The sequence below is a fragment of the Prevotella sp. LCP21S3_D2 genome (genome assembly GCF_052118345.1).
In the GTDB taxonomy this organism is placed as follows: domain Bacteria; phylum Bacteroidota; class Bacteroidia; order Bacteroidales; family Bacteroidaceae; genus Prevotella.
This window is the reverse complement of sequence record NZ_JBQKHJ010000075.1, coordinates 1-862: the sequence shown is the minus strand read 5'-3', so window position 1 is coordinate 862 and position 862 is coordinate 1. Positions and strand designations below refer to the sequence as shown.

Sequence of the window (862 nt, the reverse complement as noted above, 5' to 3'; positions counted from 1 at the left end):
CCAGAATGTCTGAAAGTCTTTGTCGCTGTACATTTTACTTACGTTTAAAATTACTGGCGACAAAGTTACATCTTCTTTCTCAAATCACCAAATCCGTTTTTGGACGCTTACTGAAAAGGCTTTATCCACAATGAGACATTGAAAAACTTTCTCAGATACTCATTGGCTTCCGTTTCATTCTCTTCGCCACAAGACGACTTAACTAGGTGATGTTTTAGAGAGTTTACAGCCAGAGGTATAATAAATACTACCTTAGGATGCTTGCCCAAGAAAGACTTAATTGTCGTCAACATATCTTGAGCCTGTTGAGCTGTACATCTATCAAGATTGTCTATCACAATAATCAGCTTGTCATACATTGGAGAAGTAAACTTACTTATCCATTTTGGGATAAGAGATGCTTGGTTCCCCTTTAAAGACTCTTGAATGATTTCATCAAAACATTCCTCAAATTGTTCTGGCGCAAACAAACGAGATTTTTGACAAGTTACCTTCAGGTCATCTGTAGAATGTTTATAGTATATTAGAAAAAGCGTTATAATGGCAGTAATAGTAGAAAATCCGAAACTAAATTTTCTCTGACTTTCCGGCAATAACATGAGTATTACTATAATAACTATAGCTGCTATAGAAACTGCTGTCACATAACCAGGATTACTTTTATGCCTTACCTCCACATCCTCGTTAATGTTATCATAGAAACGCTCCATCTGCTTCGTTTGTGTCACCCCAAGTTGCTTTTGGAGTTCATATACCTAAAATCCGCAAGCAATCTCAATGACAATCTCAATTGCAGTAAAGAGCTTGAACACTATGCATCATGATAGTATGAGCGTGAATTTTGTCCGATTTGTGCACACCA

Annotated in this window: 1 protein-coding gene; it reads right to left on the bottom strand. The window is 36.8% G+C overall.

Annotation, left to right across the window (positions count from 1 at the left end; translation table 11 throughout):
* Positions 1-107: 107 nt before the first annotated feature.
* Positions 108-710: a P-loop NTPase fold protein gene (locus tag ACTQ16_RS16635; RefSeq protein WP_441938547.1), complete on the bottom strand. Its 603-nt coding sequence runs from the start codon at positions 708-710 to the stop codon at positions 108-110.
* Positions 711-862 lie beyond the last annotated feature (152 nt).

Excerpts from the sequence above, each read along its gene's own strand:
- ACTQ16_RS16635 (WP_441938547.1), bottom strand. The coding sequence starts at position 710 with ATGGAGCGTTTCTATGATAACATTAACGAGGATGTGGAGGTAAGGCAT.